The following is a 14,850-nucleotide window of genomic DNA, read 5'->3' as shown; positions in this document are numbered from 1 at the left end:
TCACAGCAATTCCTTGCACCAGCGGCGGCACTATGAGGAACAATACATGCTCATCGTTACCGGATACTTATACGTTGCCCCGGCTGAATTAGCGCGATTTATGACTCACCTGAAAGCACTTGCCAACGTCACGCGGCAACGTGATGGAAACATTTCTTATGACGCGGCAGTTGATGACGCGGACACCGGACGGTTGCTCTTGTCGGAGCGTTGGGCTGATCAAGCCGCACTAGCTGCTCATCTAAACGCCGACGAGACCGTACAGTTTGTCAATCAATGGATCGGGAGGATGCGCGCTGATATCCGAAAGTACGACGCATTGAATGAACGTGACCTCATGGAGGATTAGAAATGCCTGTAAGCGCACTAGGCATTTGTGCAGAAGCTGATGCGAGGGTTGCGCGAGGTAAAGCGGCAGCGCCGGGGCTCGCCCCGGCGCCGTTATCGCACATGGCAAAACAAATTGACGGTTAGAAGCGGAAACCGGCTGACGCGGTAAAGGAGTCGATCTTATAGTCGCTGTCGAAGTCGTAGCGCTCGTATTCGGCACGGACCAGGAAGGGGTCGAAGTTGAACTGCGCGCCAACACCGTAGACCGGATCGGTGCCGTCCTGATCTTCAAGATCAACGCTAGCCCCGCCAAGGTTACCATCGACGTCGGTTTGCCACTTGGCCACACCGGCCTTGGCGAAGGCGGTAAACCAGGAGGTGATGGGCAATTGACCGACCAGACTCGCCCCGTAGGCGTCGGATTCCAAATCGGTATTGGCGTCACTGTTACCCCTCAGGCGCGTACGACCAAGATCGGCATAGAAGATTTCGGTAGCGAAGTAAGGATTGAATTCGTAGCCGACGAAACCTTTAAAGCCGTTGTCTGAGTCATCATCCAAGTCAAAGTCTTCGGCGCCATCGGAGATGAAATCGCCGACTTCGTCGTCGTCGTTCTCCAGCGAGCTGAAACCGGTGCCGATGCCCAGATAGAGTCCATCAGCATTGGGTGCGGCGAATGCCGACGGTGCCGTGGCGAGCAGAGCGGTAGAGGCAAACGAGGCGGTAAGTAGGGTTCTGAGTTTCACGTGTGTTCTCCTTGTGACGACTTGCTGTGAACGATTCTATGAATCGTCATGGTATTGAAAGGCTATCCTGCCGTGATTCACGCAATGTGATAGTCGTTTGATTCACACGTATAACCATAGGCAAAACACTGTTCGACAACAAGGAGGATTCGGTTACGACAGGTAAGTTTATAGTATGTAAAAAAAGCGCCACTACCGGGAAGGTAGAGGCGCTTCGGTCATCGACTCAGCGCTGAAACGGTTCGTCAATATGGCGAGCCGCGTCGGTTACTGGTCTCGACGAATCAACAAAGAACACCGAAAGGTATACAAAGTAACGGACGACGCTTTGCTTATCGCCCAGCTCCGGTATCACTACTGATTTAACGTTACGTTAGGTTGCGCGTAAGCACGTCGATTCTTGAACGGATTTGTCAGGACGTACCATTGGTTAATTAGCAAGCACCCGCTTGCCGTGCTCCATAAGTGGCTTGGCTCTCGGTGTACCCATCGCCTGCACTGGATGAAAGTTGCTCAACAAGACCTTGGCAAGAAAAGCCCATCATATTGAGGTACTGCTGCGCAGACTTTGCCGCTTGTTTGTTCCAATCAATATCGAGGCTATCCACAGCCACGGTAGCGTCGGCAACCTCATAACCATCGCCAAAGTCTGATGAGAGCTGCTGAATAAGTCCGTTCCGTGAGAAGCCCTGCATGCTGAGATATAGATTCGCAGATCTTACGGCATTATTTTGAGGCCCCGTAAGGCTATCCGCCCATGTCGGCAAGGCGGCAAACAAGGCCATAATCATCGCTAATTTCAAAATTTTCATTGTCATTTCTCCATATGTAAATCCGGGTGGCCCTTATCTTTAGTTTACTCACGGCGCCAGCAAGAGCCCAACACCAAGACGCCTGATTCCAGAACGCTTCCCATACGATATATTCGCCATGAGCTGACAGAAGAAGCCATAGTTATTGCCGTTGATCACCACACTCCGCAAACTTGGCAATTTGCATGGGTGTAGTCAGACTTAATGCCCGCAGCACACGCGACCTTGGAATGGAGTCCAAGGCGCAATGGAAAGGAGGTCGCCGCGCCTGCACTGGTTAGGCTATACAATCACAGGACACATGAGCGAGCACTCTGGCTTTGCCCCTGCAGAGTTGTTCCTTTTAAGTTCCATTCAGGCTGTTTTGTCTTGATCAATATTTCTTCGACATAATGTCGTAAGCTTGCAGGTGCAATCTCTACAAACGAGATAGCAATATCCGCTCCGCAAACAACGGCGTGCTGGACCTCGTCGAATTTTGAGCCAGTGAATTTTCCCGATTTTGTTGATTTGTTTCGCCATACAATGTGAGAACGTATGCGTTGCTTACTTCCTCTCACGTCTGTTTGCCCAATATATCGTAGGTGCCACTCTTTAGTGGGTCTAGCGGTCAAAATCGCATACACACCTGCTCTTCCGTTCAAGGCTGAAAAGATATCTTCGTTGAGGGCGTCAATTTCCTTATAGTATTGCTCCCATGCCACCATATTGGATTTCTTTCGCAGATCATGTGGATACTCAATCTCCTTGATTGACTTGCGAAGTGTGTACAGTACGGTATTTACCAACGTGGAGAGGTGAGCTTCTTCTTCAAGGATCGCTATTTCAAACATGCTTTTACACCTTGCTTAAGAGAAAAACTAACAGGGGGAATATAAATACTCGATTTCAAGCTATCTCTATCGCCTTTCGGCTAGACGTTGGCCCTCATTGAGTAACGCTACACTTTTGAGTCCGGCCTTATAAGAAAGGAAACAGGGTAATTTTTAGCAAGATGGCCGGATCATAGGCCAGCCAGCTGGCGCATTCTTGCAGTATTTGGGATGGAAAACCGATAAGTCCTGCTTGTGCTCAATCAGACAATGCAATGCTTGTTCAAAGGAGCCTGGCTGCAGCTGATCCCGGTAAATTAAAATTAATATTCACCATGATCCTCTGAACGTGGTTATAAGGCTTGAAGAGCAGTATGCTGACCATTCCTCGCCGTCTTTACTCATCCTACTGAAAATTAGGCATCAGCGGTTTTTCTAAAGCCCCAACGCTGTCACAAGAGCCACTGAAAAACAGCAGAGTGGTGAGTAGACGAACCTTCTAGCTGGCTTTTTAACTATTCTTTTAACTGGATTTCCTGACCTTTTAACGAGACTTAAAATCCAATTTTTCCAACAGTTTAATTAATATTTCATGGCTGTTAATAGGATAGAGGTCTGCGCCAACCGTTGTAGAATCCCTTGGAACAAACAGCCTATTTGCAATTTCCGACTTTAGTCTATGCTGCTCTTCAATAGGTAACGAAGCCAAGTAAGGGCTGATAGCTTTTAGGTCTAGTGACGTCTGCAGATGAGTATATTGCTGCTGCCTATGCTTAGCAGACTCTCGTGCTAAATATGCTGCTGGAGCGGACAAAAGAATAGTGAATACCAATCGAAACGAGGCATTCTCCCAATCAAATGATTCTATAGTGGTTTCATAAAGTGAAAAGCCGATTATTACAGCGATAACGGCCATGCACCCTAATGAAGAAAAACGTAACCAATCCGCCATCTTCTTCTCTTCTATTGCACTAGAATCATAATCTCTTGCAATAACGCCTTCGGAAATAGTTCCAAGCAAATTGTCTACACTATTCTGTTTTTCTTCAAGGTTCAATTGCGCCTCTGAATAAAGGGAGTCAACAGATTCAATGCGTTTTTTTACATCACTTTCTAACGTGTCTAATTTCTGCTCAAGCTCTTCAAGCTTAGCTGACAATAAGGACTCTCTTTTAAGGTGGCGTTCTTCTGCGAGGCTTAACTCACTTTTTAAAGATTCAATATGCTTTTTAAATTCTTCAGAAGAACTTGCCAGCTCGGCACCAGCGTGAGGCGACTGTACTCTTTTCTTTTCCCCCATATGAATTTCGCTATCAAAAACAACCTCTCTATCTTCTAAATTTTCTTTAAGCCTTTTTGACAAATTTGAGACTTTATTAATGACACTTTTTATTTCGTCATTATTCCCTACAGAAGACTTAGCCAAACCCTGAACGATTGCCGCTGCATATGTTTGGATAGCAGAAGCTGAGCTGTTAACTTGATCAAAACTAGCGTTTGATTCCAGTTTTTTCAAGTAATCATTGTAACGCGCACCAAAAGTCTGGAATTGCTCTTGAGTTTTAGCTGTAATTTTATGCCCTTTCAGAAGCGAGGCTAAATGGCCAACAGCTTCATTCAGTTCTCTAACGATACCATCGATGTTTTTCACCACATTACTTAAAGAGTCGTTTTCCATCTCATACCTTCTTGTAGGTTAAATATCCCTAATGGATAACGCTTTCAGCATGTGCGCGCATGGAATGGAGCCGGAGGTGTAATATAGTGGGCGTTGCCGTACCAGCATTTGTTAGGCTTTCTTGGCATGTAGCACCTCCATAATGAAAACCACCAATGTATGCGCAACATTAACAACAAGCCGAGCCTCAGCAACCACGATATTTGGAGGACTGGAGCCACGCCCATGAGCTGAACCTATGTGTGACCTAAAAGCACCTACACCATCAATGATTGAGGAAATCCCCTTCAGCACTTTATGCTGATCTGCGGCCAGCGTGGCATCAGCATTCAAACTTAGGTGAGGCTGAACCAGGCGGTCTCAATGACCAAGTGCAACACCTAACCTATCAGGTAGGGTATTGCCATGACTCACTGTTATCGCCATCTTTCTGCCGAAGACCGAGCCGCCATCATGCTGATGCGGGCTAACCACTCGATTCGCGCTATCGCCCGTCAGTTAGGGCGTTCGCCCAGTACTATTTCACGAGAACTGGTGCGTCATACTGTTAGCCCTAACAGAGCGTATGACGCCAGCCTCGCTGGACATCGCGCCCGACTGACCCGCTGTCGGCCTCGCCGTAGCTTGAAGCTTCCTCTCGACGGTGAGCTGTTCGAACTGGTGGTCTACCTGCTGCGCAAGTACTGGTCACCAGAGCAAATAGCCCGCACACTAAAGCGTATGTTTCCTGATAATACTGACCGCCACGTCTCGCACGAAGCCATCTACAATGCGCTCTATCTCATGCCGCGCGGCTCGCTCAAGAAAGAGCTGATTGCCTGTTTGCGCCAGGGTAAAGGTAAACGACGCCCTCGCAGCCGTGGCAAGGATAGGCGACAACAGATTCCAGACTTGGTGAGCATCCATCTGCGGCCGCCTGAAATCGAAGATCGCCTGATGCCCGGCCACTGGGAAGGGGATCTCATCATGGGCGCTAACAATCGCTCTGCCGTTGGTACATTGGTGGAGCGCACGACGCGTTTAGTGATTCTGGCGAAAGTGGATGGCACCACGGCCACAGCGGCGGCTGTCGGCTTCAGCGACAAGCTCAATGAGGTGCCGCGCACCCTGCGCCTGTCCATGACCTATGACCAGGGCAAAGAGATGGTGAAACATGCCGAGATCACTCAGAAGACGGGGACAGCGATCTACTTTGCCGACCCGCATAGCCCATGGCAGCGGGGTTCCAATGAGAACACCAACGGGCTGTTGAGACAGTACTTGCCAAAGGGCACGGATCTGTCGGTCTACAGCCAGGAAGAACTCGACGAGATCGCCGACTCACTCAATACACGGCCGCGCAAGACACTGGATTGGCGCTCGCCACTGGAAGTCTACGCCGAGGTGCTCAAGAAATCCGTCGCCGGCCCGAGCACTCTTCAATAGTGTTGCACTTGGAACTTGAGGCCGCCCCACTGCCCACAATGGCATAACGTTCAATTTATTTGGTGCCGCCAAACTGAAACGCTCTATGTAAAACTTTAAGGCCGATTCAATAATCGAGCAGGCAGCAGTGACTGATGAGTATGGGTCAGTTTGAATATGCTCTACCGCTCTCTCAAATTCTTTTTCAATAGACGAAAAATTGCCTGACTTCAGATAGTCTTCTAATGTTTTAGATATCGGCGTTGACCCAGCTTGAGTAATGTAGCCATTCAGTCGGTACGAAAGCTGGTTTTGCGCCAAAGCCGCTTTAATCCGCGCCTGCCCCTCTTCAATTCTCGGAGGCGAATCGTAAAACAATGATGACGGCGCTTCTTGGTCCATGTAGCCCTGAATAATCCTGCCAAGCACATCAAGAGCATCAACTTCGGGATAATTATTACAACGTTTTAGCCAATCACTACATTTCCTTTCACAATTCCCTTCGGGCGCATCGCCGGGAGCGCCACTTTCCATAAATAGCGTTTCTAGCTTTGAGTGGCTGTAGTAATAGCTTGCAATTACCGAAGCCACAGCCCCTATTACAGAATTTGGAATATTGCCGCTCAATCTGGGGTCTCCATGGAACTAACAGTGGTTCTAGGCCCCGCTGCATGATCTCAATGTACATAACGGCGCATATACAGCAAACATATTAACCCTACCCCATAACCTTACTTCCAAGCAAAGCCTAATTCGGCACTTAAGATTACCCTCCTTGCATCTCCCCCCACTTACCTCCTAAACTCCACCCACGAACAGCTTGACGGGGTGCCGGTGAAATCCGGCTGAGATGGCGCAGGGTGAGCTTTTGGCTACCGAGCGCTGGTCCCGCTGAACCTGATCCGGCTAATGCGCTGCTGCTCACTTGAGTTGCGGCGCGGGTACCGGCGTAGGGATCAAGCGATGGCCGCGGCGCACCTTTACGCCACCCTTCCGTGCCATTTCCTTGATCTTTTTCGCCTCCCCTCCGGATCATTACTACCGGAGGCATCATGGGCTACTCCTTTACCGATCTTACCAACGCTTGTCACGATGATTGGCGCGCCTATATCGAGCACGATTTCGTGCGTCAGTTGGGCAACGCCACGCTACCTGAAGCGTCGTTTCGCCACTACTTAAAGCAGGATTACCTGTTTTTGATTCACTTCGCCCGCGCCTATGCGCTGGCTGCCTATAAAAGCCCCACCCTGGCGGATTTGCGCCAAGCCCATGAAGGCTTGAAAGCTATTGTGGATGTGGAGCTGGGCCTGCATGTGGGCTTTTGCCAGGAGTGGGGAATCAGTGAGCAAGAGCTTGCCGAACTCCCCGAAGCCCGCGCAACGCTGGCTTACACTCGCTATGTGTTAGATACCGGCAACCGCGGCGATTTGCTCGATTTGCACGTGGCGCTGGCCCCCTGCCTGGTGGGCTATGGCGAAATCGCCAACTGGCTGAACGCCCAACCTTCTACCCTGCGCGGTGTACAAAACCCCTTTGATGCCTGGATCGCCATGTACGAAGGCGACGAGTTTCAGGCCGCCATGCAGGCGGAGCTTGAATGGCTCAATGCTCGCCTTGCCGACGTTACTCCCGCCCGCTTTGCCGAACTGAGCAAAATCTTCCGCAATGCCACACGCCTGGAAATCGACTTCTGGCAGATGGGCCTAGAGCTGATAGACGAAGACCTCACACATTAATGACTAACAACTAAAAGGAACCTACCCATGAGCAAAACAAGCCATTTTCTAGCCGAAACCGCCCAGGTCGATGCCGCCGCCATTCAGCCGCTGCCCGGCTCGCGGAAGGTGTATATCGAAGGCTCGCAGCCGGATATTCGCGTGCCGTTTCGGGAAATCACCCTGTCGCCGACCAAAACCAGCAGCATTGACGAAGAGAACCCGCCGCTGCTGGTGTACGACACCTCCGGCCCTTATACCGACCCCAATGCGCAGGTTGATCTACGCCAAGGCCTGCCTGCCCTGCGCCGCGCTTGGATTGAAGCGCGGGACGACACCGAATTTCTAGCGGGGCCAACGTCGGATTACGGTAACCGTCGCGCCAACGACCCGACGCTTGCCCAGCTGCGCTTTGATTTAACCCGCACACCACGCCGGGCTAAAGCAGGCAAGAACGTGACTCAACTGCACTACGCCCGCCAAGGGATTATTACCCCGGAAATGGAGTTTATCGCGCTACGGGAAAACCAGCGTCGCCAAACGTTAGGTACCGCTGAGGTAGAGCGGATTCTGGGCCACCAGCACCCCGGCCAAAGCTTTGGTGCCAGCTTGCCGGATGAGATTACCCCTGAATTCGTGCGTGATGAAGTCGCCCGCGGGCGGGCGATTATTCCCAATAATATCAACCACCCGGAAAGCGAGCCGATGATTATTGGCCGTAACTTCCTGGTCAAGATTAACGGCAACCTGGGCAACTCGGCAGTCACCTCTTCCATTGAAGAGGAGGTGGATAAGATGACCTGGGGCATCCGCTGGGGCGCGGACACCATCATGGATCTCTCCACCGGCCAGAATATCCATGAAACCCGCGAGTGGATCATCCGCAACTCGCCGGTGCCGATTGGCACGGTGCCTATCTATCAGGCGCTGGAGAAGGTCAATGGTGTTGCCGAAGACCTCACCTGGGAGATCTTCCGCGATACGCTGATCGAGCAGGCCGAACAGGGCGTGGACTACTTCACCATTCACGCGGGGGTGCTGCTGCGCTACGTGCCGCTCACCGCCAACCGCGTCACCGGCATTGTAAGCCGTGGCGGTTCCATCATGGCGAAGTGGTGCTTGTATCACCATCAGGAGAGCTTCCTGTACACCCACTTCGAGGAGATCTGCGAGATCTGCAAGCAGTACGATGTGGCGTTCTCGCTGGGCGACGGCCTGCGCCCCGGCTCCATTGCCGATGCCAACGATGAAGCGCAAATGGCGGAGCTAAAAACCCTGGGCGAGCTGACCCACATTGCCTGGAAGCACGATGTACAGGTGATGATTGAAGGCCCCGGCCATGTGCCCATGCACTTGGTAAAAGAGAACATGGATAAGCAGCTGGAGTACTGCGATGAAGCGCCCTTCTACACGCTTGGGCCGCTGGTGACGGATATCGCCCCCGGCTACGACCACATTACCTCCGGCATTGGGGCGGCGATGATCGGTTGGTTTGGCTGCGCCATGCTCTGCTACGTGACGCCGAAAGAGCATTTGGGCCTGCCCAACAAGGACGACGTCAAAACCGGTATTATCACCTACAAGATTGCCGCCCACGCAGCGGATTTGGCCAAGGGCCACCCGGCGGCGCAGCGTCGCGATAATGCCCTCTCCAAGGCGCGCTTCGAGTTCCGTTGGGAGGACCAGTTCAACCTGGGCCTAGACCCGGACACCGCACGGGAGTACCACGACGAAACCCTACCGAAGGACTCCGCCAAGGTGGCGCACTTCTGCTCCATGTGCGGGCCAAAGTTCTGCTCCATGAAAATCAGCCAGGAAGTGCGTGACACCTACCGCGACCGCACGCCGGAAAACGCCGCTGAAGGCGATGCCGAAGCGGTGAAACGCGGAATGCAGGAGCAGGCGGAGAAGTTCCGTCGGGAAGGCAGCGCGCTGTATCAGGAGGTATAAAACAAGCGGTATCGCACGCTGCCTGTGGCCCTCAGGAAACCTTGAGGGCCACTTTTAATACGCCGTCGCGCTGGTGGGAGAACAGGTCGTAGGCTTCGACGATATTATCCAGCGCGTAACGGTGGGTCACCATGGGGCCAAGATCCAACCGTCCGGCGGCAATGATGCTCATCAGCCTGCGCATACGCTCTTTGCCGCCAGGGCAAAGTGAGGTAACGATCTTGTGGTCACCCAGGCCCGCACAGAAAGCACCCAGCGGAATCGTCAGGTCTTGGGAGTAAACACCCAGGCTGGAGAGCGTTCCGCCGGGTTTTAGCACCCGCAGGGCGGATTCAAAGGTCTGTTGCAGGCCAAGCGCTTCAATCGCGGAATCGACGCCGCGCCCGCCGGTGAGCTTGAGAATTTCCTCGACCACATCCACCTTGCGGAAATCCAGCGTTACGTCCGCGCCCATCTGCTTGGCCATGGCCAAACGCTCATCAACCCCGTCTACCGCAATGATCATCCCGGCCCCACGCAGCCGCGCACCGGCGGTAGCGCACAGGCCAATCGGCCCTTGGGCGAATATCGCCACCGTATCGCCGATTTTGATACCGGCGGCTTCGGCACCGGCAAAGCCGGTGGACATAATGTCCGGGCACATCAGCACCTGTTCGTCGGTTAGGCCGTCCGGTACTGGCGAGAGGTTGGCCTGGGCATCCGGCACCAGCAGGTACTCGGCCTGGGCACCATCGATAGTGTTACCAAAGCGCCAGCCGCCCATCGGTTTATAACCGTGGCCGTGGTGGCCGCCATCTTGTGAGCAGCAATCATCCTGGCAGGCGTAGGAGGTAAAGCTGGGGCAGATGGCGCCAGCAATGACCCGTTGGCCTTCTTTATAGCCTTTAACGTTGGCCCCCAGTTTTTCGATAATGCCCACGGGTTCATGGCCGATGGTTAGGCCGCGCTCCACCGGGTACTCACCTTTCAGGATATGCACATCGGTCCCGCAGATCGTGGTGGTGGTCACACGCATTAGCGCATCGTTGGGGCCGATCTCGGGAATGGGTTTGTCGTCGATTTCGATGCGGCCGGGTTCAACGAAGATAGCCGCTTTCATCATGGTAGGCATGGGGCGCTTCCTCAGTGAAGGGAGTCATGACACTTCACCATTAAGCTATAGCTGAGGATGCGCTTTATTGCGCTATATCAAGCTGCTCACAGTAATCATAGTTAAAACCGGCTGTTCGCCTTTTATTAGCCAGTCGCCATTATTTCCTCAAGATGCCTAATGCTTACAACTGAGTTGCCATTGACGTGGCGCAAGAAGAGAGTGTGCTGGGAAGCATAGACTTAAGCATTACCTAGAGCGCTGCGCTGCTTTGTACAGGCTGCTAATACAGCTACCTCTTTGTACATCTCTCTTGGTAACTCTCTTTTTGTAATTCTCTTTGTAGGTTTTCATTATGACCAAGCTGCCCTTTAAGCCTTGGCCAACCGTTACTGCGGTGGCCATGACCCTACTGATATGGCTGGCTGTTCCCTTGCCGGAAGGTCTCACCTCTGATGCTTGGCTGATGTTAGCCATTTTTGTGGGGACGATCGCCGCGATTATCGGTAAAGCCATGCCCATCGGCGCCATCTCCATCATTGCCATTTCCATTGTGGCGGCGAGCGGTGTGACCAGTGATAACCCAGGAACGGCTATTAACGATGCCCTGAGCAGTTACTCGAACTCTTTGATCTGGCTTATCGCTATTTCAATCATGATTTCTCGCGGGCTAATTAAAACGGGCCTTGGCGCACGCATCGGCTACTATTTTATTTCCATCTTCGGCAAGAAAACCTTGGGGATCGGCTATAGTTTGGCGTTTTCAGAGCTTTGCATTGCACCGGTTACTCCCAGCAATACCGCTCGCGGCGGCGGTATCATGCACCCCATCATGCGCTCTATTGCTAAAGGTTTTGACTCACGCCCTGAAGAAGGCACTTCTAATAAGATCGGTAAATACCTTGCCCTGGTGAATTACCACAGCAACCCTATTACCTCAGCGATGTTTGTTACCGCTACGGCGCCCAACCCCTTAACTGTACAGCTCATTTCAATTGCTACCGGGGCAGAAATTCAACTGAGTTGGATGACTTGGGCGATCGCTATGCTGTTGCCCGGCCTAGTGGCCATTCTTTGTATGCCATTGGCTCTTTACTGGCTTTACCCGCCTGAAATCAAGGAGACTCCTAACGCCACAAAAATGGCACGGGATAAACTTACCGAGTTGGGAAAATTAAGTCGAAACGAAGGCATCATGCTGTTTGTCTTTCTGGTGCTATTACTGCTATGGGCGGATATTCCCGCTCTATTCCTCGGGGAATCTGTCACTCTCAACACCACTACGTCGGCTTTTATTGGGCTCTCTATATTGCTGCTAACCGGGGTATTGAACTGGGATGATGTACTGGCAGAAAAGAACGCTTGGGATACCCTGCTCTGGTTCGGCGCCCTCATTATGATGGCGACCCAGCTCAACCAGACGGGCTTGATCGATTGGTTTTCCACCAATATGCAAGACTGGATCACCATGATGGGCATCGGCTGGATGGGAGCGTCCACTTTACTAGTCCTGACCTTCCTTTATACCCACTACTTTTTTGCCAGCACCACCGCCCATATCACCGCTATGATGGCTGCCTTCCTTACCGTTGGATTGAGCCTTGGCGCCCCGCCCATGCCTTTTGTTCTCATCATGGCCGCTACCTCTTCCATAATGATGACGCTGACGCACTACGCCACAGGCACCTCACCGGTAATTTTCGGCTCAGGTTACCTAACGCTAGGCGAGTGGTGGAAAGCTGGCTTCATCATGAGCGTGGTTAATCTAGCGATTTGGGTACTAGTGGGCGGATTGTGGTGGAAGCTATTGGGTCACTACTGAGGGTTGCAATAAACGCCAACAGGGGGCCGAGGCCCCCTGTTGGTATCAGAGTTACGTTATTAGCGCTTTTTCTTTTGGCTATCCTTGGCGTCGCCTTTGCCTTTTTGCATTTCACCTTTCGCCTGCTGGGCTTTACCTTTAGCTTCTGTTTTGTGACTGTCAGTCGCTTTGCCTGCGGCTTCTTTGGCTTTACCGGCTGCTTTGTTGCCTGCGCCTTTTGCTTTATCTTCTGTACCCGTTGTCATGACAAACACCTCTAATCCGTTAGTAGGGAAAGCATCGTATGTGAAGGTGCACACGGCACGTCAATCACACATCGACACCTCATCAGATTAGCCTTTATTAAAAAAGTTGCGCTACTTTATTTATGATTTATGGCAGGTTTATGTGGTTAAGCGGGTTGGCTCCCAGCGATTCAATAAAAAATGCAGACAGGCCATGACGAGCAGGGTGAGTGTCAGTGCGACGCTCATGGAGGAGAAGCGGTAAAGCGCGCTATAGATCAAATCTTGCTGCGGGCCTAGCGATTGTCCAAACAGAATCCCCAAGGTGGTTAGCCCGCCAAAACCGATCCCCGACCCGGCGCCTTCAATGATATGTTCTCGCGCAAATAGCATTAATCCCAGCCAGTAGAGCAGCATCACCAGTAGAAAGTGGTGGCTCTGGGTATAAAGCAGCAGCTGCATCAATAGCGCTAGATTACAGCCCAGCAGCGTGCCCACGGCACGCTTGGCGGCGGAGACCTTCGCACCGGAATACCCCAGCGCAAACAGTACCAAGATGGTAGCCATCTGCGCGGAAAGCGACCCCTGCAAGTCAAACACCTGAAACACCACAAAAGAGAGCGTGGCGGTCAATGCGCCAATCAAGGTTTCATGGCGTATCTGCGAGGCTGGCTTGGTAGCCCCCGGTGGTGGCTTACGCGGTTCAACATCAGGAAAAAGCGTATGCATCAGCATGGCGATAAACACTGCCAAACCGCTGGCAACAAGATTGCAGGCCAATAGGTCGCTCAAATCCACACTCGGGTAACTGGCGAAGTGGAGCAGAATGCTGAGCGTCAGCACGCCGTTAGCGCCAAACAGAAACAGCGGCCCTTTCGCCATCAGGTTAAAGCGAAACAGAAACATCGCCAGCACCACCAACGTCATCACCACCGGCATATGCTTGAGCAGCCCGACCACCAGGCTCACCTCAAGCACATTGAGCGATACGTTGGCTAAAAACTGGCGAATGATATGGCCATTGAGAATAGGCACCATGCCGAGCAGAAACATCGGGAAAACGGTGAAAAACACCCCATAGTTCCAACCCATTAGCTGGCTGATCACAAAGCCCAGCGCACCGCCGCCCGCCACGCGAAGGCACTGCCGCAACCCGTTCTGGGTTAGCCTAGACTCAATAAACATAGTGAAGCCAGCTGATCAGGTGTGACTGCAGCCATACAAAAGGCTTGGCTAGGGCCGCGTCACCGGGTTGAAGCTGCACCGTGGCACGTGCGCCGCTGGCGAGAGCGTTGGCAACCGGTTCTGTTAGCGCGATGTGCACACGCATGCGCTGGGCATCGCGTACCCAGCGGTCGGTGGTGGGGATATCGGCCAGTTGGCCATCGGCAGCCAGTTGCCCTTCGCGTACACCGGCATCCATGGCGAGCACCTGTGCATCAAACACCTGCCCCGGCCAAGCATCAAACACTACTCGCGCCGTATCGCCGGGTGCCACATGGCGCAGGCTCTTTTCACGGAAATCGGCAATGATATCTATCTCATCCGCCACCACGGCTAACGCGGGCTGGCCAGTCTGAACGTAGTCACCTACGTCCAGCTGCAGGTTGGTCACACTCCCCGCTTGTGCCGCGCGCACTTGGGTATGGGCAAGGTCCAACTGGGCCTGAGAGAGCGCGTTGTCGGCTTGGCGCAAACGCAGGTTGGTCTCACCTGAATCGCCCAGTTGGACCTCCAAGCTAACGATTTTCGCCCTGGCCGCCGCCACGCTGGCTTGAGCGGTGCGCTCAGCGGCCACCTGCTGTTCATACTGTTGGCGCGATACGCTTTGCCGCGCCATTAGTGTTTCCGCTCGGCGAAGCTCGCCCCGCCGCTCGGCAGCCGTGGCTTCAGCGGAGGCCAGTTCTGCCTGCGCGGAGGTTAGCTCCGCTTCCAGGCGAGCATTCTCCCGTTCGGATTGCTCACGATTAAGCTGCGCCTGCTCAACCGCTAACCGAAACGGCGCCGGGTCTATCTGAAACAACACATCGCCCTTTTCCACGTGCTGATGATTGCTCACCAAGACATCGCTTACCGGGCCGCTGAGTTCGGACGCAATCCGCGTTACCGGCCGCATCACCCTCGCCTCTGGCGTCATGGGCATAAAGCTATCAGCAAGCAGAAAGTAGATAAATAGCAGTACAAAGGCAGCAACCGCCACCTTCACCCAGCGGGCAAATGTTTGATCAGGGGTCATGCAGAGCTCACTTGTTAGCCACCAGGAGAAG

Annotated in this window: 15 protein-coding genes, 1 pseudogene and 1 riboswitch; of the genes and pseudogenes, 6 read left to right on the top strand and 10 right to left on the bottom strand. The window is 52.8% G+C overall.

Annotation, left to right across the window (positions count from 1 at the left end):
• The first annotated feature begins 46 nt into the window (after positions 1-46).
• Complete coding sequence (locus Q3Y66_RS04900; RefSeq protein ID WP_008958280.1) at positions 47-349, top strand: putative quinol monooxygenase; 303 nt, start codon at positions 47-49, stop codon at positions 347-349.
• 121 nt (positions 350-470) lie between these two features.
• Here Q3Y66_RS04900 and Q3Y66_RS04895 read toward each other — a convergent pair whose 3' ends face one another.
• Positions 471-1,076, bottom strand: a complete 606-nt coding sequence (locus Q3Y66_RS04895; RefSeq protein ID WP_008958282.1) for a porin family protein — start codon at positions 1,074-1,076, stop codon at positions 471-473.
• A gap of 265 nt (positions 1,077-1,341) precedes the next feature.
• On the opposite strand from Q3Y66_RS04895, the pseudogene Q3Y66_RS04890 reads away from it, so the two are divergent.
• Positions 1,342-1,437, top strand: a pseudogene (locus Q3Y66_RS04890) (type II toxin-antitoxin system YoeB family toxin); the annotation flags it as partial.
• A gap of 73 nt (positions 1,438-1,510) precedes the next feature.
• On the opposite strand, the gene Q3Y66_RS04885 reads toward Q3Y66_RS04890, so the two are convergent.
• The 4 genes from Q3Y66_RS04885 to Q3Y66_RS20925 all read right to left on the bottom strand — a co-directional run bounded on the left by Q3Y66_RS04885 (position 1,511) and on the right by Q3Y66_RS20925 (position 4,732).
• Positions 1,511-1,888, bottom strand: a complete 378-nt coding sequence (locus tag Q3Y66_RS04885; RefSeq protein ID WP_008958283.1) for an Ltp family lipoprotein — start codon at positions 1,886-1,888, stop codon at positions 1,511-1,513.
• 290 nt (positions 1,889-2,178) lie between these two features.
• Positions 2,179-2,721, bottom strand: coding sequence for a hypothetical protein (locus Q3Y66_RS04880; RefSeq protein WP_008958284.1), 543 nt, complete (start codon positions 2,719-2,721; stop codon positions 2,179-2,181).
• A 523-nt stretch (positions 2,722-3,244) separates the two neighbouring features.
• On the bottom strand, positions 3,245-4,378 hold the full coding sequence (locus Q3Y66_RS04875) for a hypothetical protein (protein WP_008958285.1): 1,134 nt from the start codon (positions 4,376-4,378) through the stop codon (positions 3,245-3,247).
• 111 nt (positions 4,379-4,489) lie between these two features.
• The gene (locus tag Q3Y66_RS20925; RefSeq protein WP_368411724.1) at positions 4,490-4,732 is read right to left on the bottom strand and encodes an abortive infection family protein; all 243 of its coding nucleotides are present in this window, start codon (positions 4,730-4,732) and stop codon (positions 4,490-4,492) included.
• Between the two features lie 99 nt (positions 4,733-4,831).
• Here Q3Y66_RS20925 and Q3Y66_RS04870 point away from each other — a divergent pair, with 99 nt between their 5' ends.
• Positions 4,832-5,803, top strand: a complete 972-nt coding sequence (locus Q3Y66_RS04870; protein WP_303319550.1) for an IS30 family transposase — start codon at positions 4,832-4,834, stop codon at positions 5,801-5,803.
• Here the strand turns inward: Q3Y66_RS04870 and Q3Y66_RS04865 are convergent.
• The gene (locus tag Q3Y66_RS04865) at positions 5,699-6,409 is read right to left on the bottom strand and encodes a hypothetical protein (protein WP_303319538.1); all 711 of its coding nucleotides are present in this window, start codon (positions 6,407-6,409) and stop codon (positions 5,699-5,701) included. The two genes, Q3Y66_RS04870 and Q3Y66_RS04865, sit on opposite strands and share 105 nt — an antisense overlap.
• Before the next feature lie 187 nt (positions 6,410-6,596).
• Positions 6,597-6,755: riboswitch (TPP riboswitch) on the top strand.
• Positions 6,756-6,834: 79 nt separating this feature from the next.
• Here Q3Y66_RS04865 and tenA point away from each other — a divergent pair.
• Together tenA and thiC are read left to right on the top strand one after the other, a co-directional pair.
• Positions 6,835-7,518 (top strand): thiaminase II, encoded by a 684-nt coding sequence (gene tenA, locus Q3Y66_RS04860; protein ID WP_008957662.1) that lies wholly within the window; start codon positions 6,835-6,837, stop codon positions 7,516-7,518.
• A gap of 27 nt (positions 7,519-7,545) precedes the next feature.
• Complete coding sequence (gene thiC / locus Q3Y66_RS04855; protein WP_008957663.1) at positions 7,546-9,447, top strand: phosphomethylpyrimidine synthase ThiC; 1,902 nt, start codon at positions 7,546-7,548, stop codon at positions 9,445-9,447.
• Between the two features lie 31 nt (positions 9,448-9,478).
• Here thiC and Q3Y66_RS04850 read toward each other — a convergent pair whose 3' ends face one another.
• Positions 9,479-10,558, bottom strand: coding sequence for an NAD(P)-dependent alcohol dehydrogenase (locus Q3Y66_RS04850; RefSeq protein WP_008957664.1), 1,080 nt, complete (start codon positions 10,556-10,558; stop codon positions 9,479-9,481).
• Positions 10,559-10,892: 334 nt separating this feature from the next.
• Between Q3Y66_RS04850 and Q3Y66_RS04845 the strand changes: the two genes are divergently transcribed.
• The gene (locus Q3Y66_RS04845; protein ID WP_008957665.1) at positions 10,893-12,359 is read left to right on the top strand and encodes a DASS family sodium-coupled anion symporter; all 1,467 of its coding nucleotides are present in this window, start codon (positions 10,893-10,895) and stop codon (positions 12,357-12,359) included.
• 59 nt (positions 12,360-12,418) lie between these two features.
• On the opposite strand, the gene Q3Y66_RS04840 is transcribed toward Q3Y66_RS04845, so the two are convergent.
• The 3 genes from Q3Y66_RS04840 to Q3Y66_RS04830 form a co-directional block, all read right to left on the bottom strand.
• Positions 12,419-12,604 carry a CsbD family protein gene (locus tag Q3Y66_RS04840; RefSeq protein ID WP_008957666.1) on the bottom strand — a complete coding sequence of 62 codons (186 nt, stop codon included), beginning with the start codon at positions 12,602-12,604 and terminating at the stop codon, positions 12,419-12,421.
• Positions 12,605-12,742: 138 nt separating this feature from the next.
• The gene (locus tag Q3Y66_RS04835; protein WP_008957667.1) at positions 12,743-13,768 is read right to left on the bottom strand and encodes a DUF2955 domain-containing protein; all 1,026 of its coding nucleotides are present in this window, start codon (positions 13,766-13,768) and stop codon (positions 12,743-12,745) included.
• A complete protein-coding gene (locus Q3Y66_RS04830; protein WP_008957668.1) occupies positions 13,758-14,819 on the bottom strand; it encodes an HlyD family secretion protein in 1,062 nt (353 codons plus the stop codon). The genes Q3Y66_RS04835 and Q3Y66_RS04830 overlap by 11 nt, the downstream gene beginning before the upstream one ends.
• Between the last annotated feature and the right edge of the window lie 31 nt (positions 14,820-14,850).

Source organism: Halomonas sp. HAL1, assembly GCF_030544485.1.
GTDB lineage: Bacteria > Pseudomonadota > Gammaproteobacteria > Pseudomonadales > Halomonadaceae > Vreelandella > Vreelandella arctica.
The sequence above is the reverse complement of the archived record's forward strand: the minus strand, read 5'-3'. Positions and strand labels throughout refer to the sequence as shown.

Coding starts and splice junctions, on each gene's coding strand:
- Q3Y66_RS04900 (WP_008958280.1), top strand. CDS start 47: ATGCTCATCGTTACCGGATACTTATACGTTGCCCCGGCTGAATTAGCG.
- Q3Y66_RS04885 (WP_008958283.1), bottom strand. CDS start 1,888: ATGAAAATTTTGAAATTAGCGATGATTATGGCCTTGTTTGCCGCCTTG.
- Q3Y66_RS04880 (WP_008958284.1), bottom strand. CDS start 2,721: ATGTTTGAAATAGCGATCCTTGAAGAAGAAGCTCACCTCTCCACGTTG.
- Q3Y66_RS04875 (WP_008958285.1), bottom strand. CDS start 4,378: ATGGAAAACGACTCTTTAAGTAATGTGGTGAAAAACATCGATGGTATC.
- Q3Y66_RS04870 (WP_303319550.1), top strand. CDS start 4,832: ATGCTGATGCGGGCTAACCACTCGATTCGCGCTATCGCCCGTCAGTTA.
- tenA (WP_008957662.1), top strand. CDS start 6,835: ATGGGCTACTCCTTTACCGATCTTACCAACGCTTGTCACGATGATTGG.
- thiC (WP_008957663.1), top strand. CDS start 7,546: ATGAGCAAAACAAGCCATTTTCTAGCCGAAACCGCCCAGGTCGATGCC.
- Q3Y66_RS04850 (WP_008957664.1), bottom strand. CDS start 10,558: ATGCCTACCATGATGAAAGCGGCTATCTTCGTTGAACCCGGCCGCATC.
- Q3Y66_RS04845 (WP_008957665.1), top strand. CDS start 10,893: ATGACCAAGCTGCCCTTTAAGCCTTGGCCAACCGTTACTGCGGTGGCC.
- Q3Y66_RS04840 (WP_008957666.1), bottom strand. CDS start 12,604: ATGACAACGGGTACAGAAGATAAAGCAAAAGGCGCAGGCAACAAAGCA.
- Q3Y66_RS04835 (WP_008957667.1), bottom strand. CDS start 13,768: ATGTTTATTGAGTCTAGGCTAACCCAGAACGGGTTGCGGCAGTGCCTT.
- Q3Y66_RS04830 (WP_008957668.1), bottom strand. CDS start 14,819: ATGACCCCTGATCAAACATTTGCCCGCTGGGTGAAGGTGGCGGTTGCT.